The 25,250-nt window shown below is 62.0% G+C and carries 12 protein-coding genes; 4 read left to right on the forward strand and 8 right to left on the reverse strand.

Translation table 11 applies throughout. The annotated features are described in order from the left end of the window. From DNK34_RS24260 to DNK34_RS24270, 3 genes are all read left to right on the forward strand, one after another. On the forward strand, nt 1–482 hold a 482-nt coding region (locus tag DNK34_RS24260; protein WP_242675401.1), incomplete at its 5' end, for a phosphopantetheine-binding protein. Beyond that, on the forward strand, nt 482–9,607 hold the full coding sequence (locus DNK34_RS24265; protein ID WP_131199535.1) for a non-ribosomal peptide synthetase: 9,126 nt from the start codon (nt 482–484) through the stop codon (nt 9,605–9,607). The genes DNK34_RS24260 and DNK34_RS24265, both read left to right, overlap by 1 nt. Before the next feature lie 58 nt (nt 9,608–9,665). Next, nucleotides 9,666–10,595: an alpha/beta hydrolase gene (locus DNK34_RS24270; RefSeq protein ID WP_131177880.1), complete on the forward strand. Its 930-nt coding sequence runs from the start codon at nt 9,666–9,668 to the stop codon at nt 10,593–10,595. 92 nt (nt 10,596–10,687) lie between these two features. Here DNK34_RS24270 and DNK34_RS24275 read toward each other — a convergent pair whose 3' ends face one another. The 8 genes from DNK34_RS24275 to ggt form a co-directional block, all read right to left on the reverse strand. Further along, nucleotides 10,688–13,147: a TonB-dependent siderophore receptor gene (locus DNK34_RS24275; protein WP_165497357.1), complete on the reverse strand. Its 2,460-nt coding sequence runs from the start codon at nt 13,145–13,147 to the stop codon at nt 10,688–10,690. A gap of 152 nt (nt 13,148–13,299) precedes the next feature. Then, nucleotides 13,300–14,949 (reverse strand): cyclic peptide export ABC transporter, encoded by a 1,650-nt coding sequence (locus DNK34_RS24280; protein ID WP_131177878.1) that lies wholly within the window; start codon nt 14,947–14,949, stop codon nt 13,300–13,302. A gap of 18 nt (nt 14,950–14,967) precedes the next feature. Further along, complete coding sequence (locus DNK34_RS24285) at nt 14,968–16,293, reverse strand: lysine N(6)-hydroxylase/L-ornithine N(5)-oxygenase family protein (protein ID WP_131177877.1); 1,326 nt, start codon at nt 16,291–16,293, stop codon at nt 14,968–14,970. After that, nucleotides 16,290–17,366: a GNAT family N-acetyltransferase gene (locus DNK34_RS24290; RefSeq protein WP_207390825.1), complete on the reverse strand. Its 1,077-nt coding sequence runs from the start codon at nt 17,364–17,366 to the stop codon at nt 16,290–16,292. The genes DNK34_RS24285 and DNK34_RS24290 overlap by 4 nt, the downstream gene beginning before the upstream one ends. Before the next feature lie 213 nt (nt 17,367–17,579). Beyond that, nucleotides 17,580–18,446: a dihydropyoverdine dehydrogenase gene (gene pvdO / locus DNK34_RS24295; RefSeq protein WP_131177875.1), complete on the reverse strand. Its 867-nt coding sequence runs from the start codon at nt 18,444–18,446 to the stop codon at nt 17,580–17,582. Between the two features lie 68 nt (nt 18,447–18,514). After that, a complete protein-coding gene (locus tag DNK34_RS24300; protein WP_131177874.1) occupies nt 18,515–19,852 on the reverse strand; it encodes a dipeptidase in 1,338 nt (445 codons plus the stop codon). A 340-nt stretch (nt 19,853–20,192) separates the two neighbouring features. Continuing rightward, the gene (locus tag DNK34_RS24305; protein ID WP_131177873.1) at nt 20,193–21,386 is read right to left on the reverse strand and encodes a hypothetical protein; all 1,194 of its coding nucleotides are present in this window, start codon (nt 21,384–21,386) and stop codon (nt 20,193–20,195) included. Between the two features lie 17 nt (nt 21,387–21,403). Further along, nucleotides 21,404–23,146, reverse strand: coding sequence for a gamma-glutamyltransferase (gene ggt, locus DNK34_RS24310; protein WP_131177872.1), 1,743 nt, complete (start codon nt 23,144–23,146; stop codon nt 21,404–21,406). Between the two features lie 276 nt (nt 23,147–23,422). Here ggt and pvdP point away from each other — a divergent pair, with 276 nt between their 5' ends. Beyond that, the gene (gene pvdP, locus DNK34_RS24315) at nt 23,423–25,039 is read left to right on the forward strand and encodes a pyoverdine maturation tyrosinase PvdP (protein ID WP_165497356.1); all 1,617 of its coding nucleotides are present in this window, start codon (nt 23,423–23,425) and stop codon (nt 25,037–25,039) included. Nucleotides 25,040–25,250 lie beyond the last annotated feature (211 nt).

Here is a 25,250-nt window from a genome sequence, read left to right on the forward strand (position 1 = left end):
AGTTGGTGGCTTATGTGGTGGGCGAGGCGACGGCCGAGGAGCTCAAGGCACGGTTGGCGCGAAGCCTGCCGGAGTACATGGTGCCGGGGCAGTGGTTGTTCCTCGAGGCCTTGCCGTTGAGCGCCAATGGCAAGCTGGATCGACGCCAGCTGCCGAGCCCCCAGGCCCAGGCGCAGAAGGCCTACGTGGCGCCGGAAGGAGAGCTGGAAGGCGCCATTGCGGTGATCTGGCAGGACGTCCTGCGCCACGGACAGGTTGGACGAGACGATCACTTCTTCGAACTGGGCGGGCACTCGCTGCTGGCCGTCAGCGTGGTGTCGCGCCTGCAACTGGAGCTGGGCGTGGCGGCGACGCCGCAGACCTTGTTCCAGTACCCGGTGCTGGCACAGTTCGCCGCGCAGTTGCAACACAACTACGGCCAGAATACTGGCGACAGCCTGAGCAGGCTCGAGTCTCTGCTTGATGAAATGGAGGAAGTGTGATGGATAAGCAAGTCGCCGCACGGATCGCCCGGCGGTTCATCGCGCTGCCATTGGACAAGCGAACGCGTTACCTGCAGAGCATGCTCGCTGAAGGCATTTCGCCGGCGCAGCTGCCGATCCCGGCCATCAGCGATGAGCTGGAGCAACTGCCACTGTCCTACGCCCAGGAGCGCCAGTGGTTTCTCTGGCAGCTGGAGCCCGACAGCGATGCCTACCACATTCCGTTCACCCTCCGTCTGCGCGGCAGTCTCGACCTTGCTGCGCTGCAGCACAGCTTCTCGGCGCTGCTGGCCCGGCACGGGGCACTGCGCACCTGTTTGAAGGCCAGCGATGACGGGGCGGTGCAGGAGGTGCTGAACCAGGTCGACTTCCAACTGGAACTGTGCGAGGACGAAGCGCTCAATGACTTCGTGCTGCGCCAGACACGGCAACCCTTCGACCTGGCCCATGCCCCGCTGCTGCGCGCGGGGCTGGCGCGCCAGGCTGACGATGACCATGTGCTGGTGGTGGTCATGCACCACATCGTTTCGGATGGCTGGTCGATCAAGGTCATGATCGCTGACCTCATCGAGTTCTACCAGGCCCGAGTCGAACGGCGTGAGCCCCGCCTGGCGCCTTTGCTGGTGCAGTACAGCGACTATGCGGTCTGGCAACGGCGCTGGATGGAAGCGGGCGAGCGCGAGCGACAACTGCAGTACTGGATCACGCAACTGGCGGGCGAGCCCGATGCATTAGAGCTGCCCCTGGACTTCGCCCGCCCCCCCCAGCAGAGCTTCCGCGGTGCTCGCCTGAGCCTGCCGTTCGATGCCACCCTGACCCACGGGCTGGAAGTCTTGGCACGGCAGCAGGGGGTAACCCTGTTCATGCTGTTGCTGGCGGCATACCAGGTGCTGCTGCACCGTTACACCGGGCAGCACGACATCCGTGTCGGTGTGCCGGTGGCCAACCGCAATCGGGTCGAGACTGAGGGGCTGATCGGCTTCTTCACCAATACCCAGGTGCTGCGTGGCCAGGTGCAAAGCGGCATGCGTTTCAGCGATTTCCTGCTGCAGGTGCGTGAAGCTGTGGTACAAGGCCAGAATCACCAGGATTTGCCATTCGAGCAGTTGGTCGAGGCCCTGCGCCCGGAACGCAGCCTCAGCCACAATGCGCTGTTTCAGGTGATGTACAACCACCAGCGCGTGGATGGTGGCGAAAGTCGCGGCTCCCTCGCCGCCGACCTGACCCTCGAAGCGATGCCGGTGCAGATCCATGCGGCGCAATTCGACCTTACTCTCGACACCTTCGAAGGCGAGGCGGGGCTGAGCGTCGCGCTGACCTATGCCACCGACCTGTTCGAAGCTGCGACCATCGAGCGTTTCGGGTGCAGCTGGCTGACCTTGCTGCGTGGTATCGTCGCCGATCCGGCGCAGGCCATTGAAGACTTGCCAGTGCTGGAGGCCCATGCCCGGCAGCGCCAACTGGAAAGCTGGTGCGGCGAGACCTGCGACTTCCCCCGCGACGAGACGCTGCACGGCGCGATCGAGGCGCAGGCGCTGCGCGCCCCGCAGCGGCTGGCATTGGTGCATGATCACCAACGCCTGACCTATGACCAGCTCAACGTGCGTGCTAACCGGCTGGCACGGCACTTGGTGGGCCTGGGCGTCGGCCCGGAAGTTCGGGTCGGCGTGGCCTTGGCCCGCTCCACCGAGCTGGTGGTGACCCTGCTGGCGATCCTCAAGGCAGGCGGCGCCTACGTGCCGCTCGATCCGGACTATCCGGCCGAACGTATCGCCTACATGCTCGACAACAGCCAGGCGACGGTGCTGGTAAGCCAAGCCGGAGTGATCGAACGCCTGTCAGTTCCGACGCACACCGAGGTGGTGCTGGTAGAGGCCTGCGAGCAGTGGCTGGGCGACCTGAAAAGCACAAATCTGGGCCGCGATGTACGCCCGGACAACCTAGCCTATGTGATCTACACCTCTGGCTCGACCGGCCGGCCCAAGGGCGTGGCGATCTGCCACCGCAACGTCGCCGCGTTGCGTCATTGGACGGCCCGGGTCTATGCACCAGACGACCTGAAGGGGGTGCTGGCGTCGACTTCGGTGTGCTTCGACCTGTCGGTGTGGGAACTGTTTGTCACCTTGGGACTGGGCGGCTTCATCGTCCTGGCGCGCAATGCCCTGGCGCTGGCCGAACTGCCGGCCAGGGATGAAGTACGCCTGATCAACACCGTGCCATCGGCCATCGCCGCGCTGCTGCGCGAAGGCAGCATCGGGCCGGGGGTAAGCGTCATCAACCTGGCCGGTGAACCTCTGAAGCAGCCGTTGGTGGAGGCGTTGTACCAAGGCACCTCGGTACGCACCGTGTATGACCTGTATGGCCCTTCCGAAGATACCACCTACTCAACCTGGACTCGCCGCGAGGCTGGTGGTCGGGCGAACATTGGCCATCCGCTGGACAACACCTCCAGCTATGTCCTGGATCCACAACTGAACCTGGTTCCCGTAGGGGTGGGCGCCGAGCTGTACCTGGCCGGCAGCGGCATCACTCGTGGTTACCTGGCCAACCCGGGGTTGACCGCCGAGCGCTTTGTTCCCGATCCGCTAGGCAACAGCGGCGAGCGAATGTACCGCACTGCCGACCGTGTGCGCTACGACGGCGATGGGGTGATCCAGTACCTGGGGCGCCTCGACCACCAGGTCAAGGTGCGTGGTTTCCGTATTGAGACGGGCGAGGTCGAGGCGCGTCTGCTGGCCCATGCGCAGGTACGCGAGGCCGCTGTGCTGGTGCTCGAGGGTGCCCATGGCGCGTACCTTGTCGCCTATGTGGTAGGGCAGGACACACTGCCAGGACGCGACTTGCTGCGCCAGGCACTGGCGGTGAACCTGCCCGACTACATGATTCCGGTGCAATGGGTGTTCCTCGATGCACTGCCCTTGACCCCCAATGGCAAGCTCGACCGCAAACGCCTGCCGGTACCAGACCTGAGCGAACTGGCCAGCGAGCGTCAGATGCCCGCCAACGAGTGGGAGCAGCGCTTGCTGGAGGTGTGGAGCGCTGTGCTCAAGCTCGACGAGCTGGGGGTAACCGACAACTTCTTCGAAGTGGGCGGCGATTCGATCGTCTCCATCCAGATGGTCAGTCGGGCGCGCCAGGTGGGTATCCGTTTCACGCCCAAGGAGCTGTTCCAGCACCAGACCGTGCGCAGTCTGGCTCTGGTGGCCACGGCCGCAGAACAGATTCGCATTGATCAAGATGAAGTTCAGGGTGGCGCGCCGTTGATGCCATTCCAGCGCTGGTTCTTCGAAGCGCCGATTGTCGAGCGCCAGCACTGGAACCAGTCTGTGCTGCTGCGCCCGACCACTGCCCTGGAGGCCTCGGCGCTGGAGCAGGCTCTGCAGGCGCTGATCGTGCATCACGACGCGTTACGCCAGTCGTTCCATCCCACGGCCGGGGCGCAGGCACTGCATCGCACCCTTGCGCAGCAACGGGCCCTGTGGAAACAGACGCCGGCGCTGGACTGCCGGCGTATCGACAGCCACGACCAGTTGCTGGAGGTGTGCGAGCAGGCCCAGCGCAGCTTGAACCTGGAGGGCGGACCACTGGTGCGTGCTGTGCTGATCGACCTGCCCGATGCGTCCCAGCGCCTGTTGCTGGTGATCCATCACCTGGTGGTCGACGGTGTGTCGTGGCGGATTCTGTTCGAGGATCTGCAACAGGCTTATCGTGATGCCTCGTCGCAGCAACCGCCGCGCTTGGCGTCCAAGACCAGTCCGGTGCAGGCCTGGGCGCAGCGCCTGCAGGGCTATGCGGTAGGCGCCGCGCTGGAGCAGAAGCCCTACTGGCTGGCGCAGGCGCAAGGGGGCGAGGCCGACCTGCCGCGTGACTGGCCGGTGGCCCAGGCACTCAATGGCGAGGGCCGAAGCGTCGAGACGCGGCTGGACAAGGAGCTCACCCGGCGCCTGCTGCTGCAGGCTCCCGCGGCCTACCGAACGCAGATCAACGACCTGCTGCTGGCCGCGTTGGCCGGCACCCTGTGCGCCTGGGTCAGGGCTGATTCGGTGCTGGTGGAGCTGGAGGGGCATGGCCGTGAGGAGCTATTCGACGATATCGATCTGGTACGTACTGTCGGCTGGTTCACCAGCGTCTATCCGGTTCGCCTGGATGCCTGCCAGGCGCCGGGCGAGTTGATCAAGGGCGTCAAGGAACGGCTGCGCGCGGTGCCGGACAAGGGCCTGGGCTTCGGTGTCCTGCGTCACCTGGGCGATGAGGCGACTCGAGCGGCTTTCGCCGCACTGCCGCAGGCGCGCATCACCTTCAACTATCTGGGCCAATTCGACGGTGTGTTCGCCGCCGATGACCAGGCGCTGTTCGCCCCGTCCGGCGAGTATGCCGGCGCCGAGCAACATGCCGCTTCTCCAATGGCCAACTGGCTGGTACTCAATGGCCGGGTCTATGGTGGCGAACTGAGCATGACCTGGTCGTTCAGCGGGCAGCAGTACCGCAGGGAGACCGTGCTGGCCCTGGCCGACGAGTACGGGCGCCAGCTGATCGAACTTATCGGGCATTGCTGCGATGCCGGCAATGCCGGTGTGACGCCATCCGACTTCCCACTGGCCGGACTCGACCAGGCACAGCTGGATGCCTTGCCGATCGCTCCTGGGCAGATCGAGGATATCTATCCGCTGTCGCCGATGCAGCAGGGCATGTTGCTGCACAGTGCGGCCGACAGCGAGTCGGCGTTGTACATCAACCAGGTCGACCTGCCGGTACAGGGCTTGCAGGTAGAGCGGTTCCGCGACGCGTGGCAGGCAGCCATCGAGCGGCACGACATCCTGCGTACCAGCTTCCACTGGCCCGATGACAGCGAGCACCCGGTGCAGGTGGTGCAGCGCCAGGCCGGGCTCGACCTGGAACTGCTCGACTGGCGTGGCCAGGCCGACACCGAAGCCGCCATCGCCCAACTGGCTGCGAAGGATCGTGCCCGAGGATTTGACCTGGCCCGCGCGCCGCTACAGCGTATCACCCTGGTGCGCACCGCCGAGCAGGACTACCGCATGCTTTGGACCAGCCACCACATCCTCATGGATGGCTGGAGCAGCTCACGGCTGTTTGGCGAGGTGCTGCAGCATTACAAAGAGGGCCAGGTGGCCAACCCCCCGGCGCGTTATCGCGAGTTCATCGCCTGGCTGCAACGCCAGCCTCAGGGTGAACTAGAGCAGTTCTGGCGCCAGCGCCTGGCCACGCTGGCCGAGCCCACGTCGCTGAGCCTGGCGATGTACCCGCGTCACGAAAGTGCCGCTGCTGGGCATGCTGCCTTGTATTCCAACTGGACCCCGGAGCAGACCGAACGGCTGCAGCGGTTCTGCCGCGATTGCCGGGTGACCCTCAATACTCTGGTGCAGGCCGCTTGGTTGCTGGTACTGCAGCGTTTCTCCGGGCAGCGCACAGTCGCCTTCGGTTCGACGGTCGCCGGGCGACCGGCGTCGCTGGCCAACGCCGAACAGACGCTGGGCCTATTCATCAATACCTTGCCGGTGATCCAGACCCTGGAACCGGCACAACCGATAGGACAGTGGCTGGCGCAGTTGCAAGATTACAACCTCGACCTGCGTGACCATGCCCATGCATCGTTGGCCGATATTCAACGCTGGTCCGGCATGGGCGCCCAGCCGATGTTCGACAGCATCATCGTGTTTGAGAACTACCCGATTGATGAGCGCCTTGGCCAGGTCGGGGAGAGCGAGCTGAGCTTCGGCCAGTCAAGCAACCACGATGTCACCAACTTCCCCATGGATCTGGCGGTCACCATCGGCCAGCGACTGTCCATCGAGTACCTGTACCTACGGGCCTGCTTCTCGCCCGAAGCGGTACAAGCCATCCGCCAGTGCATGGAGGACACTCTGCACGTACTGGCCGAGGATGGTGCACGACCACTGGGGCGGTTGCCACGGCTGTCCGCGGTGCAGCTGCAGGCTTTCGAGCAGTGGAGCCGCGCGCCGCAAGCCCGCCACGAGGCGGTGGCCATCACCGAACTGATCGACCGCCGGGCCGCATCGCTCCCTGACGCCGTGGCCGTGCGTTGTGGCGACGGCGTATTGACGCACGCGCAACTGCAACGGCGCGCCAATGCCCTGGCCCATGCCCTGCAGGCCCAGGACGTCGGGCCCGAAGACGTGGTCGGCATCGCCTTGGAACGGTCGTTGGACAGCATCGTTGCCTTCCTGGCGGTACATAAGGCCGGGGCGGCCTATCTGCCGCTGGACATCGATTACCCCGCCGAGCGGCTGGCGTACATGATCGAAGACTCCTCGATGAAACTGCTCATCGGCCGGGCGGATATCTTGCAGCGCCTGGCGCCGGATAGGCTGGCCAGTATCGATCTGGACATCCTGGATTGGGCCGGGCTGCCAACGCAGGCGCCGGTGTCGACGATACTCTCCGGAAACCTGGCCTACCTGATTTATACCTCGGGCTCCACCGGCCAGCCCAAGGGCGTAGCGGTAACCCATGGACCACTGAGCATGCATTGCCAGGCCATTGCCGAACTCTATGAGATCGATAACGACACCCGCGAGCTGTTGTTCATGTCGTTCGCCTTTGACGGTGCCCAGGAGCGCTGGCTCAGCGTACTCGCCAGCGGCGGTGAACTGGTGGTTCGCGATGGCGAGCTGTGGACCGCCGAGCAAACGTGCGCGGTATTGCACACTCGGCGTATCACCATCGCCTGCTTCCCACCGGCCTATCTCAAACAACTGGCCGAGCACGTACGTGATAGCGGCCAGCCGGCACCGACGGTGGAGATCTACTGCTGCGGTGGCGACGCGGTACCGGAGTCGTCCTTCGACCTGATCACCTCGGTGCTCAAACCACGCTACCTGACCAATGGCTATGGTCCAACCGAGACGGTGGTCACGCCGATGCTCTGGAAAGTTGGCGTACAGGAACGCTGTGGCGCAGCCTACGCGCCAATCGGCCGGGCGGTGGGAGCACGAGCCCTGTATGTGCTAGACGATGATCTGGAACCGTTGCCGGCGGGCATCCCGGGTGAGTTGCACATTGGTGGCGAGGGGGGGGCGCGGGGCTATCATGGCCGCCCCGGGCTGACCGCCGAACGTTTCGTGCCAGATCCCTTTGGCGCGCCAGGCAGTCGCCAGTACTGCAGTGGCGATCGGGTACTGCAGCGTGAGGACGGGATCCTCGACTACCTGGGACGGGCCGATCATCAGGTCAAGTTGCGAGGTTTCCGCATCGAACTGGGCGAGATCGAAGCTGCCCTACGGCGCCAGGAGGGGGTCGGCGATGCGCTGGTGGTAGTCCGCGAGCTGGCCAGCGGCAAGCACCTGGTCGCTTACGTGGTCATCCGTGATGGTCGCAAAGTAGGAGACTGGCTCAAGGATCGACTGCGGCAGGAACTTCCCGACTACATGGTACCAACCTACCTGATGGGGCTGGCGAGCTTGCCGGTCACCGCCAACGGCAAGATCGATCGCCGCGCGTTACCGGTACCCGAGGTACAGACGGGAGAGTACGTCGCACCGGTCGGTCAGGCCCAGCGGCTGCTGGCCCAGATCTGGGCACAGACCCTGCAGGTCGATCGTGTGGGCATCCATGACAACTTCTTTGAGCTGGGCGGCGATTCGATCCTCAGCCTGCAGGTGGTATCCAAGGTTCGCAACCATCCGGAACTGGACATCGACCTCAAGCTACGGGATCTGATGCGTTGGCAGACCATCGCCGGGCTGTTCTCCCGCGAGGAGATCCTCGCCCCAGGGCGTGAGGATATCGGCGCGCAACTGGCCACCGAGGGCTGGTTCGAACTGCTGCCGATCCAGCAGTGGTTCTTTGCTTGTCCAATGACCGAGCGTCATCACTACAACCAGGCGCTGATGTTCCGTCCGCAGCAAGCACTGGATGCCGAGGCGCTGGCGCGGGCACTGCACCGGGTGGTCATGCAGCATGACAGCCTGCGCCTGCGTTTTCGCCAGATCGATGGCCGCTGGTACCAGAGTTACGACCTGCACGAGCGTGGGCCCGGCGAGGGCCTGGGGGAATGCCTGAGGATCGAGCAGGCCACCGACGAGGCAGAGCTGCAGTTATGCGTCAACCGCGCACAGCGCAGCCTCGACCCGCAGAACGGCCCGCTGTTCCGCTTCGTGCATATCGAACTGGCCGGTGGCGAGCAGCGCCTGCTGATGGTGATCCATCACCTGGTGGTCGATGCAGTGTCTTGGCGAATCCTCCTGCAAGATCTGCAGACTGCCTACGAAGCCTGCTCCCAGGGGGGGGAGCCAGAGCTGCCGGGGCGCAGCAGCAGCTACCGGGCGTGGGTCGAGCGCCTGCAGGCCCAGTCTCAGGAACGCGCCGAGCGTGAGCTGGACTATTGGCTCGGATGCCTGCCTGCCGCCGATCAGGCTTTCCCATGCGACAATCCGCGGGGTAAGGATCAGATCCGTTACCAAGCCGCGGCGCATTTCTCCCTGGATGCCACGCAGACCGGTGACCTGCTCAAGCGGGCGCCGGCCGCCTACGGTAGCCAGATCAACGACTTGTTGCTGACAGCTCTGGGCCGAGCCCTGTGCTATTGGGCTGGGACGCAGACCGCCTGGGTGCAACTCGAAGGGCATGGCCGTGAGGATCTGTTCGACGAGCTGGATCTGAGCCGCACACTGGGCTGGTTCACCACGGCCTTCCCGGTACGCCTGGATTGCCCGCCAGGGCAAAATCAGGTCGACGCCTTGCGCGGGATCCAGGCGCGCCTGCAAGCGATTCCCGACAAGGGCATCGGCTATGGCGTGCTACGCCATATGGCCGGGCCCGTGCTGGCGGCACGCCTGGCTCAGGCGGAACAGGCACGGGTGACGTTCAACTATCTCGGCCAGTTCGACCAGAGTTTTGATGACAAGGCCCTTCTGTTGCCTGCGCCAGAAGGGCAGGGTGATTGTTACAGCAGTGAGGCGCCCCTGGGCAACTGGCTGGAAATGGTGGGCCAAGTGTACGACGGACGCCTGTCGATCCGTTGTGTCTACAGCACCCGACGCTACCGGGCCGCAACCGTCGAACGGCTGATGCAGCACCTACAACACGAGTTGCAGACATTGATCGTGCACTGTGTGTCGGTATGCGAGGCGGGCGTCGCCTGATCTTTCCATGCGGGAGGCTTGCCTCCCGCTTTCGTTTTCGCTTCAGGAATTCTCTTTGATGACACTACATCCTGATATTGGTGCTTTCCTCGATCTCGCTGAGCAGGCGCAGCTGCACATGCTGGCCCCAGAGCAGGCGCGTGCCTTGTTCGAGCAGACCAGCCGGCAACTGGCCTGGCCAGCGCCTGCGATCGAACCGCTGGCGCTGGAGGCGGCCCGGGAGGATGGCAGCCTGTTGCCGCTGCGCCTGTATCACCCGGCCACGGTTGCGCCGACACCGGTGATCCTGTTCTTCCACGGTGGAGGCTACGTGCTGGGTAGCCTGGATTCGCACCAGGGCATCTGCCAGGAACTATGCCAGCGGTCTGGCTTCGCCGTGGTGTCGGTCGGCTATCGGCTGGCGCCCGAGCATCGTTTTCCGCAGCCGCTGGAGGATGCGCAGCAGGCGTTGCGCTGGCTCTGCGCCAAGGGATCGGCATTGGGGCTGGATACCACGCGGGTGGCTTTCGCCGGTGACAGCGTGGGTGCCAGCCTTGCCACAGTGCTCGCGGTGCAGGCCTCCCAACCTGGTTTTGAGGGCATCCGGCCGCGCCTGCAACTGCTGTGTTATCCGATGACTGATGCCAGCCAGCGGCACGCTTCGCGCGAGCTGTTCGCCGAGGGCTACCTGCTGGAGGATCAGACCCTGGAATGGTTCTATGAGTGCCATGCACGCGAGCCCCAGGATCGTGACGACCCACGTTTTTCGCCACTGCTAACCGAGGCGCTGGGAAACTGTCCACCTGCCTGGATCGGGCTGGCAGGCTTTGATCCGCTGCTTGATGAAGGTCGGGCCTATGCCGAGAAGCTACGCAGTCAAGGGGGGAAGGTCGAGTTGATGGAGTACGCCGGGCTGACCCATGATTTCCTGCGTATGTCCAGTGTGGCACCTGCAGTGCTGGAGGTCTATGACGAGATGGCCGATGCCTTGAAGCGCTATTTGGGCTGAACCCCGCGGCGGGACTCAATGAAAAGGGCCAGCCATGTGGCTGGCCCTTTTCATGTTTAGAGACAGATAAGAAATACCCGACTATCGTAGCCTCAGAAGGTGCCACGCAGGGTCAACATGTACTCGCGTGGGTTGCCATACCAATTACTAATCGCGTTAGTACCAACGGTTTGGTAGTACTTTTTGTCGAATATATTGTTGACGTTCAGCGACGCGGTCCAGTGGTTATCGATCTTGTAGTCCACCAGAGCATTCCAGATGGCGTAGCCTGGTTGTTCATAGTTGTACGGAACACTAGTGTCGATCGTATTGCCAAAAGAATCCTTGATCGATGAAGTTCCGCTCACATAATTATGACTCTGGATATTGGCGCCCAGTCCGACTTTCCAGTGGTCAAGGTTGCCAGGGAGGCGGTAGCTGGTGAACAGTTTGAGCAGGTGCTTGGGCGTCTGCGTGCTGAGTGGTTTGCCACGGTTTGCTGCAGTACCGGTCTTGACCTGCTCATTGATGTTGAAGGTATAACCTGCGCCAATCTGCCAGTTCGGCAATAGCTCGCCTGTGATCTCGGCATCAATGCCCTTGCTAACGATCTTGCCAGCAGCCTCATAGCAGCATGGGTTGGCGGTATCGGCTACAGTCTCAGAATAAAGTTGCATGGCCTCATTTTCGCGCTTGGTGTAGTACACCGCGAGTGAAAGGTTGGCTTTCTTGTTGAGCAACTCTGCTTTGGTACCGAGCTCGTAGGTATCACCGGTTATTGGCTTGAGTGATTGATAATTGCTATCCAGATAGGTGGTCTGTGGGGTGTATATCTGGCTGTAGCTGGTATAGACCGACCACTGATCGTTAACTGTGTAGACCAGACCACCGAACGGTGTGATTACGCCGCTGTCCTTGCCGCCCGTGGGATAGTCTAAGTTATAGGCTGGAAGCGTGCTAAAGATGTTGTCGTTATAGTCGGAGTAGCGAGTGCCGATGATCAACTTGAGTGGTTCGGCCAGTTGCGCGCGTAAGGTCGAGTAGGCACCGCTCTTGCGCTGGTTCCAGGCTGGAAAAGTAATGTAAATGTCTGGCATGGCACCCATTGGCTGGTCGTCAATGTTGTTCTGGCGTGGATCGACTGGGATGTTGGCCATGCCCAGGCGGTACGATTCGAAACTTCGACGGGTCTCTTGGTGGTCTACGCCGAATAGAACCTCGTGTTCGAGGCCAAACGCCTGGAAGCGGCCCGAGACGTTGGCGTCGTAGATGTCTTGGTCGATGGTGTAGTCGCGGCCCCAGCGGGAGAACAGGGAGCCTTCACCTGTGGTGTTGTTGATGGTGCCGGTTGCCTGTCCAATGTTTTGGGTTATGTCCTGGCTGTAGCGGGTATAGCTGCCGTTGACCTTCCAGTTTTCGTTGAGTGTGTGTTCAATCTTCACGAAAATTTCGTTGGTCTCGTAATTGGAGGTAGACCAGTCGGCCGCCAGCGACGTATCACGCGATAGGCCGATGTCTTCTCCTGTGTCATAGCGTGGCAGGCCGCTGTCCCAGTAGCCCTTTATCTTGCGCCACTGGTGGCTACCACCTAGGGTGAATAGGGTATCGGGACTGAGGTCGGCTTCAAGGATCCCATAGTAGATTTCCTTCTTGCTGCTAGTCGTATCGTAAAAGTAGTCGCGATCTTCGACAGCGAATACGCCTCGAGCGCGCAAGCGCCCATCGAAGGCCAAAGGACCAGTTATGTCGACTTCTTGGCGATAGTTGTCCCAACTCCCAGCCGAAGTTGTGGTCTTTATCTGGTTGTAAGGCAGCGGCTTCTTGCGCACCAGATTCAGGGTGCCACCGGGTTCGCCTGTGCCACTGAACAGACCATCCGAACCACGCAGAATCTCGATATGGTCATACATCGCCATGTCAGATAGAGACTGGTAGTTTTGCTGGCGAATGCCAGGGGCTCCGCCGTCCGTCTGTACACTGGTGACTTCGAAGCCGCGGGCATAGAACTTGGTATCGACGTTATTGCCGCCGACCACTGTGACGCCGGTCAACTTGTCCAGCGCCTGCTCTATGTTGGTGATGCCTTGGTCTTCGATATTTTGACGTGTCAATACAGAAACCGACTGTGGAGTCTCGCGTAGTGCTATTGGCGTCTTGCCGCCCACCGAGACAGCTCCAGTGGTGTAGGAGCCACTACCTTCCGTGGTAGTTTCCAGCACCTTGCCAGTGATGGTTACCGGAGACAGTTCCCGAGAACTGCTACCCGAGGCCTGTACCGTCACGGTATTGCCGTTCAATTGATAACTGGCCCCTGTACCTTGAAGCAGGATCCCGATCGATTCTTCCAGTCCGTAACGACCGTTCAGGGCATTGGAGCGCAGATTCTGGACGTCGCTCGGGTTGTACAGAATCTGTAGGCTGACTTGTTCAGCGAGCTTCTGCAGAGCCTGAGCAAGGGGCTGCGCTGGGATATTCAGGGGCCACTCTTGAGCCTGAACCTGTGGCGCGACCGTCAAAGCGAGCGCCATGCTGATGCCGGCTAAAGATAGTCGGGGGCGGATGCTGTTACGCATCAACAATGCTTTGGTCAGAGGACGCAGTTTGCTCAAATGTCGTGCTGGCATGGTCTATTTCTCGGATAATGCTGTTGAGAATTTTTTCTATTTACGCAGTTAAGACGCTGGAGTCCATAAAACCGGAAGAGCGGGATTGGGGGAATTGACTCTCAGACCGGTATGGCCTCGCTCCTGACCTTGCCTGCCTCCAGCCGCACTAATTGATCCGCCATGTCAAAATAGCGGTCATCGTGGCTGATGATGATAATGGTCTTGCCCAGCCGCTTCAGATCAGGCAGAAGCTCGGTATAGAAAATACGTCGGAAGGTCGGATCCTGGTCGGCCGCCCACTCGTCGAACACCAGCACCGGGCGCTCCTCCAGCCACGCGTTGATCAGCGCCAGGCGCTTGCGCTGGCCGGTGGACAGGTCTGTGGTGGTGAAGGTGCCGTCCCGCACGCTGACCTTGTGGGCGATCTCCAGGCGCTTGAGGTAGCGGTTGGCGTCGTCCGGGATATGGGTGTCGCCTTGGACTACATCATCGAACAGGTAATAGTCGGCGAATACCGTGGTGAACAACTGGCGGTAGTCATCGCGGCTCTCAGCATCGACGGCCTGGCCGTTGAGCAGGATCTGCCCTTGCTGTGGCGTGTACAGACCCAGCAGCAGCTTGATCAGGGTCGTCTTGCCGCAGCCGTTCTCGCCGACGATGAAAACGATGTCGCCCTGCTTGATTAGCAGGTTGACCGGGCCCAGTAGGAAGGGCGCTGTATCGCCCACCGCAGGAAACGCGTAGCTGACGTCTTTCAGGGTCAACTCGTGCACGTCGGGGGGCGGGGCATCTTGGTCATCGAGAAGCAGGTGGGGCTCGGGCGATGAGAACTGTTCCGACAGTTGTGCAATGCGGCGGAAGGCGATCTGCGCGCGGCTGACGATCGGCAGTGTGCCCACCAGGTGCTCGAGAGGGCCTTTCATGTACAGCAATACCAGCACGAAGCCGCTCATCGCGGTCGGGTTCGTGTTGGGCCATAGCGCGTGCAGGGCGAGGGCAAGACCGATGACCACGAAGAACAGCATAGAGCCGAGGCTCTTGGCGATCACGAAGGTATTGATCGAGCGAATCTGGGTGTCTCGAATCAGTTCGGCCGTCTGCTGTATACCCTTGGTGAACATGCGTTGACGCCGGGGGCGGTGGATGCGCAGCTCCTTGGCGCCTTCGGCGATGGCGTTGTAGTGCTTCTGCAACTGGTCTTCCGCATCCCGGGCCTGTAGGAAACCCTGTATGCCGCGGGCTTGTGCGATGTACTGGATCACCGTGCCGATGCCTATCGCTACCACCATCAATAGGAACATCGGCCAGGACAGCACGGCCAGATAGCCGAGACAGCCCAGGGTGACCGTCAGCGAAATCGCCAGCGGCGCGAAGGCAAAAGCGAAATCGCTGATGGTGTCAACGTCATGGGTCAGCACCGGGATGAGCCGATGGCTGCGGTAGCGCTCGATCTGTTCGATCGGCGCGGACAGCACCTTCTCGCCCAGTTCCTTGCGCAACGCCGCGATGATGCTCTGGCCGACCCGATTGGTGCCGATGTCGGACAGTATCGAGCAGGAGAGCGCCAGCAGGCAAAGCCCGGCAAATCCCCACACCAGGCCCTGACTAAGGCCATTCTCGGTGTGCAACGCATCGTTGATGGTGGCCAGCAGCAGGGTGATGCTGAGACCGCCGATCATGCCCAGTACGATGGAGCCTGCCACGATGAACTTGAACGGTCGTAACAGAATGAACAATTCGTGCAGCGGGCCTTTTTCGGGCTGGGACATGATCGCTCCTCGGGGCAGTCAGACGCTAGCCAGTGCGCTGGCCTTGGATGGTTTGGCGGAGGTGGAGATGTTCAGTGCCTCGTAGAGGGCTCGGCCGATTTCCTCGCTACGCATGGGCAGCACCGACAGCAGGGTGTCGCTGAGGCCATGGGTCGCTTCGCAGAACCCCTGCAGGAATACCGGGGCCTGCAATTGCTGAGTGGCCAGGGCTCGGTAGTTGCGATCGACTTCCAGGCCTTGCAGGTAGCCGTCCAGTGGCGTCAGCAGGCGTTGATGGCTGAGGCGTTCGTAGCCGGTGGCCAGGATCACTGCGTCGTAGCGATGCGTTCGTTGCTGATTGGTGGCCAGGTCGCGTAGCGTGAGTTCGATACCTTCAGCGGTGGCCACCACACCTTCGACCTGTTGTCGGCAGAGCACGGCATGGCGGAACTGCCGGGCGACTTTCTGGCGATAGAGCACGCCATAGATGCGCTCGATCAGCTCCGGGTCGACCACCGAGTAGTTGGTGTTGTGGTATTCCTTGATCAGCTTCTCGCGGTCGTGAGCGGCCTGCTGGAAGACCAGGTCGGTGTATTGCGGTGCGAAGATCTCGTTGACGAAGGGCGTATCGTCGGCCGGCTTGAGGGCGGTGCTGCGCAGGATCATGTCGACCTTGACCGACGGGAAGCTGTCGTTGAGGTCAATGAAGGCTTCGGCGGCGCTCTGCCCGGAGCCGATGATGGCGATGCGCATGGGTTTGCCCGCGCTGCAGGGCAGCTCCTTGAGTGCGCTCAGGTACTGTGAGTGGTGGAAGACGCGCGGATCGTCGCGGAACGCGGCGAACAGCTCGGGGATCTTCGGCGAGCCGCCGGTGCTGATCACCACCGAACGAGCACGCCGTACCTGTTCCTGGCCCTGGGCGGTGCGGGAAACGAGTTTCAAATGGTGGATGGCGCCATTGTCGAGTTCCGGCTCGACCCGCACGACTTCCTCGCCATAGGCGGCCTGGTCGGCGAACTGTTCGGCGACCCAGCCGAGGTAGTCGTTGAACTCCAGGCGACAGGGGTAGAAGGTGCCGAGGTTGATGAAGTCGACCAGGCGATCCTGTTGCTTCAGGTAGTTGACGAAGCTGTAGGGGCTGGTGGGGTTGCGCAGTGAGACCAGGTCCTTGAGAAAGGAGATCTGCAGTTCGCTCTGGGAGGAAAGCGTGTCGCCATGCCAGCGGTAGTGCAGTTGCTTGTCGATGAACAGCGCATCCAGATCCCTACCGCTGTGCTGGGCGAGTTCTTCGAGGGCGATGGCCAGGGCCAGGTTGGAGGGGCCGAAGCCCACACCGATGACGTCATGAATCTTGCTGGTGCTCATGCGATGGTTCCTTCATGCGATGGCTGGACGGCGTCCAGGGGCGTGTACAAACGGTCGAAAAAGAAGCGCTCGCGGGACAGCATCACCAGCAGCGCACGTTTGTGGGGGAAGTCGAAGTGCTTGACCTTGGCGAAACCGCTGCGGTCGAAGTTGGCGATCTGCCGCTGGTTGTCGTGCCGCGGTTCGCAGACGATGCGCTGGGTACGCGGATCGTCGAGAAACAGGTAGTGGCAGATCGAGGAAAACCAGGCGGTGTAGAAGGCTTTGCCGCGGAAGGTTTCTTCGCCCACCAGCAGATGCAGGCCCCTGTCGTAGTCCTCCGCATCGTAGAAGGGCGCGATGCGATCTTCCTTGGCCCAATAGACTTCGAAGTAACCGAAGGCCTGGCCGTCGAAACGACCGATCAGGGGCAGCGTGTGGGGATCGTCCAGTTGTTTTTGCAGGTAGGCACGATGCTGTTCCAGGCTGCCTTCTTCTTCCCAGAATTGCGCGACGCGTGGGCTGTTCATCCAGCGGTTGAAGGCTGCCAGATCGCGATCTGGATCGGCCTGTTCTAGGGTCAGTGTCTGGCCCAGCCAGGGAATGAAACGGCTATAGAGCGCCCCGCGCGCTGGCGTCGGACGCAGGGGATGTCGGCTGGAGCCGGTCTTCACGTGATGCTGAGGGAATGCCGGGGTAGAGCCTTTGTGCAGCCAGGGAAGAGGTTGTTGCCACAGCGAATGCGCCGAGCAGATGACCGTATCCTGCGCAACCCGGTGGAAGAGGCCTCCGGCCAGCAAGGCGTCGACCGTGGCATGGGGAGTCGTTATCGAGAGCCGCAGTTCGTCGAGACCTGACGTGCGGATGAACGCCGCTTCGCACGCACCCAGGAGATAGTGCGTTTGCCGGTCATCGTCGCCTGCAAGATGGTTGATGTTGCCCAGCAACACATGCGCAGATGCTGGCTGCAGGAGGAGTTCCAGGCGAGGCAGGTCGTTCAGCGAGACTGTGATGCGCTCGTCTGTGCAGCGTGCTCGCAACTGGCGGTCGGGGTAAAGGCTGCCGAGTACCGGGATGTCTGTATGACCGTTCATCTGGTCGTCCATACTATGAAGGCTTTAGCTGTCAGACGAGGACGCAACGGTCGGATTTAGCGAGTCCTGCTAGGTTTCTGTAGCAAGGAGATGATCGGCATTAACCGTTGGCGCGGTGAAGCGCGCATTGAGAGGCCGGTCTTCCGGCGCACACGCCCATGGCCATCCAGCCGAAACGGGCAGTCAGGCAATGGGCCGTGCGCGTGCCTGACGTCAGAGTTCGCGGGCGACCCTGAAACCCACCCAATCTCCCCGGTCGCGCTTGCCTAAGGTATTGCGGTTACCCGACCGGGAAAAGATCGGCGGTTCTCCCCAATCGTTGCCGCGGATCTGCACCACTTCGCACTGCTCGTCGTCAATCCATGCACTGCCATCCACCGGTGCGCCGTTGTAGTGGTCATGCCAACAATCGGCCACCCACTCATACACATTCCCATGCATGTCGTAGACACCAAAGGCATTCGGCGGGTAGCTGCCCACGGAAGAGCTGTAGGTGAAGCCGTCCTTGGGGCCATAGGTGTTGGCGTGTTTGCTGATCTGGTAGTCGCCTTCCTCGTCGAAGGGGAAAGGGAAGGGGCCGGTGGAGCCGGCTCGTGCGCCGTACTCACGTTCGGCTTCGCTGAGCATGCGGTAGACCTGGCCGGTTTTTTCCGACAGCCATTTCGCATAGGCCTGAACCTCCTGGTAATCGACGCAGACGGCGGGTTGTCGGGGGCCCTGTTCATAGCTTGGCTTGCCTGCTTCGCACCAGCGACCAGGGCGTTCGTCGCCGCTCTTGATCACCACGCCGGACTGTTCGATATAGGCATCGAGCTCAGCGGCGGTCACCTGGTAGCGACTGATGGCGAAGGGCCTGGCAAAGGTCACGGTGCGTTGCGGCCCCTCGTCAGGCTGGCGCCCCAGTTCATCGTCCGGGGTACCCATGACGAAGCTGCCGGCGGGCAGCACGACCATTTCTGGGCAGTCCTGGCAATCCTTGAAAACGGTTCCAGGGGTTGTGGCGTTCTCCGACGCCTGGAGGGAAGAGGCCGCAGCCAGGCAGAACAACAGGAGGTTTCCAAGGTGATATGTGCAACGCATCTTGCTTGGCCCTTAATTCAGGTTGTGTGTTGAAACGTCTACGGTGCTCGTTTGGCGTACCTGTCGGCTTACTGCGGCTTGGCCAGTTGTTGCACCGATTCCCAGACCCGCAGGAAATTGCCGCCCCACAGCTTGGCGATGTCCTCGTCCGAGTAGCCGCGCTGGATGAGCTCGGCGGTGACGTTGCGCGTATCGGCGACGCTCTCCCAGCCAATCAGGCCGCCGCCATCGTTGAAGTCGGAACTGAGGCCCACGTGGTCGATGCCGATTTTCTTCACCGCGTAGTCGATGCTGTCGCCGAGCTCCTTCAGCGAGGCGCGTGGATCGGCTTCGAGGATGGGGTAGAGGCGGCTGGCGTATTCACCGAACCTTTTTTCCGGCCAGATGGAGAAGACCGGGTCGGCAGGCATGCTGGCCTGGGACAGGTTCTGCACTTCGGGCAGGTCGAACTCGGCGCGCATGCGGTTGACCTTGTCCAGGGTTTCCTTGGAGAACGCCTTCAACTGAGAGGTGAAGCCGACGATATGCACCACGCCGCCGGTATCGCGGATCAGGCGCATCTCCTTGTCGGTGAGGTTGCGCTGCAGATCCACCAGCCCGCGTACGCCGGAGTGGGAGGCGATGATGGGGGCGCGGCTCAGCTGGGCTGTCTGCTCCAGAGCGGTCGTGGACATCTGTGACACGTCGATGACCACGCCCAGCTCGTTGAGACGGTGCACGGCCTGGCGACCCAGCTCCGAGAGGCCGCCCCGTTCGTCCGGCGAGTCGCCGAAGAAGGGCATCGGTCGCGACGAGTCGGCCCAGGCATTGTTGGCGACATAGCTGAAGCCGAAGATCCGCATGCCCCGGGCGGCCCAGTCGTCCAGACGCGATACGTCCTCACCCAGCGGGTAGGCATTGAGCATGCTGATGACGATGGCGAACTTGCCTTCATGGGCCAGGCGTCGGAAGTCGGCGGGGGTATAGGCGATGCCTGCGCGCTCGGGAAAGTCGCGGGCGATGCCGGTGATGATCCGGTAGCGGGTTTCCTGCTCGTGGCGTGCCGCTTCGACGAAGCCTGCGTTGGGACGGTGCGGGCTGTTGGCGCCGGTCCAGAACTCGGGCCAGGCAAAGATGGCCAGAGCGGCGCCGCTCAGGCGTCCACGCTCGGCCTTGACCAGGTCGAACTGGCCAGAGCCGTCGCGATCCGCTTCCGCGCCGTCGGTACCGAAGTGGGGCGGGATGTCCAGATGAGCGTCGAACGAGAGGATGCGCTCCTGCAACGCGTTGGCCCGTGCGACGACGTCCTTCGGGTAAAGGGCGGTTTCGCGGGTCAGAAACCACCAGACCAGCAATGCCGCTCCCGCCAGTAGCAATAGCGACAGGATCAGCAGCGGCCATTTCCAGATGGTGCGGCTCGTACTCATGGGGCTCCCTTGCGGATGGTGCGGCGCCGGCCGGGATGCCGGCGATTGTTGGGAAAACGAGCGGGATGAGTCGAAATTTATGGGTTTCTCTTGCATGCAGCCGGCCCGTTCATGACCCGTTCTCGTGCGCCTATCTGCGACGCCGGGTTGCGTGCAATACGACGGTCCTGGCGCTTTCGGTCATGCTGGAGCAGTCGTTGCCCAGGCAGGGGAGGGCAACTGGCTGTACCTTGTAGGGACGACTCACCACCAGCGATCACAGACCGTCCTGTTCATGCACCGCCACGCTAAGCGAGCATGCGCTCCAATCTGGCTTTCAAAGCCACCTGCAGTGCAGCGGTCATAGCGAATAGAGCCAGTTGAGATTTCTATAGCTCAAGTGCGAGGTAAAGGGCCCCAGGGCCAGGCCGAAGCCGATGGCAAAGATGATGAACCATTTGTACCGATTGACTACGGTGGTTATGGCGGCGGCGAGCACTGGATCTCGCATCAGCAACGTCAGCGAAATGGCGGTGTTGCTGATGGCGATACTCCACCAGCGCGTGTAGTCAGATGCGATCAGATACAGCGCCAAAGGCGACACGGAACAGGCAAGGAGGAACGACTCGTAGGAGACCAGTTTGATATGGCTCGACAGGGCCTTGAGTATTTTCGTGCCGATGAAGAATGTCGGGATCAGCCCGAGCAGCATGTTCAGGTGGAAGTTGAGATAAAGAACACTCAGCATGACGCTTGCCGTTTCCGACGAGTTTCCATGCAGCGTATTGAACAGGATGCCAACCGCCTCTATGTCGATGGGTTGCGTCGTCGACAGGAGATGCTCGTAGTATTCCTGCAGAGAGATTTTCGAACCGGGGTTGCTCGTGCCGATGAAGATCACCTTGGCCAGGAGCAAGGCGAATACGACGAAAATCAGGAAACTGTCGAAACTCACCACTTTCGGTCTGTTGGTATAGAACCAGATCCCGATAAGCAGGGGGATGAACATCACGAAGCTGGCTTCATGAATGGGAATGATCAGACCGCCAGCAAGCAAAACGGCAAGTGCACCGACCTTGGCCGGGCCTTTGAGAATTGCGACGATGCCAAGGATGGCGATCAGGTAGTTGATATTATCCAAAAAACCCGAGGCTTGTGCGAAGTGCAGGACGATCAGCGGGTGGCAGATGAAGAACAGGGCCAGAAGGAAGGCCGCCGTGCTCTGCCTGCAATAGGACAGTGCTGAGCGTGACAGGAGCCAGAACAGGGCGATGCACACGCAGAGTGAAAAAACAAAGGCCGCGATCATGTAGAACTCGGGGCTTGGCACATAGCCGAATGCCTTCAATAGCCCACCGACCAGGCCTCTCCTGACGAGGCCGAAGTCATAGTTCAGCACCCACTGCGTATACACCCACTCATCGAAATGGTGTTCATAGGATGTAAAGAACACGACCACGAAGGTCAGAACCAGGATGCGAAACTTCTCCTTGTGGTTTTCCGAATGTTCCTGATCCAGCCAGTGACTGCCAGGCGACATATTTCCTGCTGACATTCGATATCTCCAGTGTTCTAGCGAAGGGGATTTTGTTGAGTCGGCGCTGGCTGTGCCGGCAATATCTCGGTCGTGCCCATACCACGTGGGTCGCTGGCGCCTTCGATTTTCCCGGTCAGCTTGTTCCAGTGAATGGATTGCTGGTTGCCATAGGTCGCTACCTGTTCCAGTCGATGCCCCAGTGACTGCAGCTCGTCGCGTTCAGCCTTGCTGAAAGCATCCGGTTCATGGGTTATGAGATCCGGCAGATACTGATGGTGGTAGCGCGGCAGCGCCACCCAGCTCGAGGCAGGCTCACCCTGTAGGTATGCGAGCAACGAAATCAGGATCATGCTGGGAATCTGGCTGCCGCCAGGTGTACCGAAGGTGGCGAAGTCCTGGTTGGATTCGATGAACGTTGGAGCCATGCTGGAGATTGGCCGCTTGCCTCCTGCCAGGGCATTGGGGGCGGTGCCCCGGAGCCCGTAGGCATTGCTGCCACCTACGTCGATGGCGAAATCATCCATTTCGTTGTTCAGCAATATTCCGGTGCCCGGGACGGTGAAGGCGGCGCCGAACATGCTGTTGAGCGAGAGGGTGGCGGCGACGGCATTGCCTTGTACGTCGAGAACAGTGAAGTGAGTGGTGTGATCGCCTTCACGCCATGGCTCCGTAGGGGGCAGGCTGCTGCTGGGCGTGGCGCGCTCGGGATCGATGCTGCTCGCTTGCCGTTGCAAGTAATCCGCGGTGGTCAGTCGTTCCAGCGGCATCTCGACGAAATCCGGATCCCCCAGCACACCCCGGTCACGGTAGGCGCGGCGCAGCGTCTCCACCACGTAGTGGGCGCGCTGGACGGGCTCGGCCTGCCGCCACGGCAGTGAGTGCAGCATGCCGAGGCTCTGTACCAGCACCAGCCCGCCAGCCGAAGGCGGTGGAGAGCTGATCAGTTCCCCGCCATGGGGCAGCTTCCAGCGCAGGGGCTCGCGTTCGACGACCTGATAGTCGCTCAGGTCCTCCAGGGTCCAGGCACCACCGCTTTTGCGCACGCCATCGACCAGTCGCCTGGCCAGTTCTCCGCTATAGAAGCCGTCTCGGCCATGATCCGCCAGGCGTTGCAGGCTGGCTGCCAATTCCGGGTACTTTATTCGTCGGCCCTGGGCAGGGAGTTCGCCGTCGCTGAGAAACAGCCGGGCGCTGCCCGGATCCCGGCGCAAGGCCTCCAGCCGGTAGCCCGCCCATTTGCGATAATGTTCGTCGACCTCGACGCCGTCACGGGCCAGGCGGATGGCCGGTTCCAGGCTCGCCGCGATGGGCAGGCGGCCGTACTGCTCGGACAGCTTGACCATGGCGGCGGGCTGGCCTGGTATGGCGCTGGCCAGGGCGCCATCGACGGAGAGGTCGGCCTGTATTTCGCCGTCACGCATGTACAACTCTGGCTTGATGCCCAGCGGAGCGCGTTCGCGGGCATCGAGGAAACGATACTGAGGCGTATCACCCGCCGTGCGGAGCAGGAAGAAGCCCCCGCCGCCGAGGCCGGATCCGTAGGGTTCCACCACCGCCAGTACGCTGGCAATCGCAACGGCGGCATCGAACGCGTTGCCCCCGGCCTCGATGATCTGGCGTCCCGCCGCGGTGGCCAGCGGATGGGGAGTGGTGATCACGTTTTGCGCGGGGGAACCGGCTTGTGCCGCAGGGTTCAGCGCCCATAGCGCCAGGATGAAAGAAAGCTTTCCCACTCGTTGAAGTCGATCTAGGACGCAATGGGTTTTCAGTATCGTCATTGTTCTTGAGGGGCCTGCTTCAAAAAGGAGTTTTATGAGTTCGCACGCTCGATGCCTGGACGTAATCGGTACGTCCAGGCACGACGCTGCCCGATTGTTTTGAGAACGAGCGGGATGAGACGGAATTTATGGGTGCTGCGCTTGCGAAGGCTTCGTCGTGCCTGATGAGGTGGGATGTAGCGATGTGAACCGGGAATCGTAAATTCCCCATTTGACCGTTCGTTATTGCTTGAGGCCCTCTGAAGGGTGAGAGCGGATAAGCGGATGGTTATATAGATGAAGTTCTCCCGACGTGGATTCGTAGCCGGTCTGGCGGCTGCCGGTGCGGTGGCTTTGCCGGCCGTGGGCTACATACGCCACCAGCGGGCCGAGGAAGCGGCGCTGAACGAGGAGCCGACGATCGTGGCGCCTACGCTCGGTGAGAATCTGCTGGCCGGGCGCCTGGTCGGCATCTGGGATTTCAGCTTGCTCGACGGGCAGCAGGCGTTCGCCGAGCTTGCCGACGAAGGCCTGGAGCTGTTGCTCGACGTCGGGCCTTCCGGGCGGGCGCTACGCGGTTACCTGGGGCGGCGCGCCTTCACCGCTGGTGGCTTTCAGGTGTATGGCGAGCTGGCGACCGACAAGGGCGCCGAGGTGCGCTGGAAGCTGGTCGATGACCAGGGCCGGGCCTATGAGTGCACGGCGATCTTCGACGAGATCTGGGATATCTGGAGCGCGGGCGGCGGTGAGGCGACGCTGAGCGGCAAGCTGCGGCATCAGGGGCAGCAGGCGGGTTTTTCCACCACCCAGGCGGCCTTCCTGGCGAAGCGGCGGCCGTTCATCCAGGCCCGCGAGCGCTTGCCCTATGACCCTGAATTGAAGGCCTGGCTGGTTTCTCCGGGCCACCGCCTGTACCACCAGCTCTGGCATGCATCGCGTGACCGCTGGCACCGGCTCGATGAGGATCGTCGCCAGTCGCTACGAGGGCTCGGCTGGCAGCCGGGGCCGCTGGGGCGGGAGCGCGATGCCCGTGGCAAGCGCCGTCATCGCAACGGTTCCGGTGAGGATTTCCTCTTCATGCACCGCAAGATGCTGCGGCGTGCGCGCAGCTTTCAGGATCTCCCTTCCTGGCCCAGCCTGCCGCCACCCAGGCCCCATATCGGCCATGGCATCCAGGCTTTCGTGGATTATCTGGAAAACCATGACGGTTATTCCGTGCCGCCGGCCTGGGAGGCACCGGGTGACGATGCCTTCAATCAATGGCTGCGCGACGTCAAGAGCAGCGAAGGCTACTACGGCAATTTCCAGCTCTGGGAGGCGCAGTACCAGAACCCCGAGTACCTCGGCACGCTGTGCCTGGGGGAGCTGGGCAGTCGTATCGAACTGGGCCTGCACGACTGGCTGCACATGTGCTGGGCGTCGGTGTGCCGGGACCCGAACAGCCAGATGCCGATGATCTATGACCGCCGCCCCGATGATTTTTCCGAGCGCTGGTTCCGCGCCGACAACGATTACCTCGCCGATGCCTTCTCCTCCCACGTCAACCCGGTGTTCTGGGCGTTCCATGGCTGGATCGACGATCGTATCGAGGACTGGTTCCAGGCGCACGAACAGGCCCATCCGGGGCAGGTGCGGCGTGCGCAGGTGGGAGGCGTGTCCTGGTTCTCGCCGGGCGAGTGGGTCGAGGTCGCCGAGCCCTGGCTCGGTCCTGCCGAAGCCGGATGCGGCGCCTGGGGCGCAGGCAACGGTGGCGGTGGGGAAGAGGGCGATCTGGACATCGAAACCATGAAGCTGGCGCTGCGCGTCATTCATGCCGGTGAAGATGAGGCCGAGCGTCTGGCCGGGCGCATCCCGCGGCGCCCGTGGTACGGGCGCTACCTGCCGCCGGGGCCGGGCAGGGTGGTAGGTGGATGAGCGGCCGCGCTGGGATTTGCGGGACGGCTGCAAGCGCATCGCGCCGAGGTCGACGCTCCTGCACGGCTGGTGGATTGCCGCAATCCTGTAGATACTCTGTTAGTGGTCAAGCGTTTTTCAGGTGTTCATTGCTGAATAGCTCGGATGAATCGAAAGGCACACCGAGCTTCAGGCAAGCCCAGACGCCAGTCAGGTATTTACGCATGACTGC

The sequence above is a fragment of the Phytopseudomonas dryadis genome (assembly GCF_004327355.1).
Classification (GTDB): Bacteria; Pseudomonadota; Gammaproteobacteria; order Pseudomonadales; family Pseudomonadaceae; genus Aquipseudomonas; species Aquipseudomonas dryadis.